This window comes from Monashia sp. HAY1-2A (assembly GCF_056755315.1).
This window is the reverse complement of record NZ_JBNDHY010000863.1, coordinates 1-230: the sequence shown is the minus strand read 5'-3', so window position 1 is coordinate 230 and position 230 is coordinate 1. Positions and strand designations below refer to the sequence as shown.

The following is a 230-nucleotide window of genomic DNA, read 5'->3' as shown; positions in this document are numbered from 1 at the left end:
CAGGAACAGTCCCCAGATCCCTGCCCACTGTCAGCTCGGAATGCACCAGGGCCAAGGGAAGTGGGGACCCATCGCACAGAACCGCCTGGGCTGCGTCCTCGAGTTCAGGGAGTCCGGGGCTTGGCCTGCCGCGGACAGCGGCCAGGGTGGTGGCCATGCGGCTGGCCTCCACCACGGAGGCGGTGGATGCATCCAGGTTCTGTTGGCGCAAGGCATGGGCCACCCGGACC

At 68.3% G+C, this 230-nt stretch carries 1 protein-coding gene; it reads right to left on the bottom strand.

Annotated elements, in window-relative coordinates:
- The coding region (locus tag ACPYOM_RS24220; protein ID WP_481347938.1) for a DUF5682 family protein at positions 1-223 on the bottom strand (223 nt) is incomplete at its 3' end.
- Positions 224-230 lie beyond the last annotated feature (7 nt).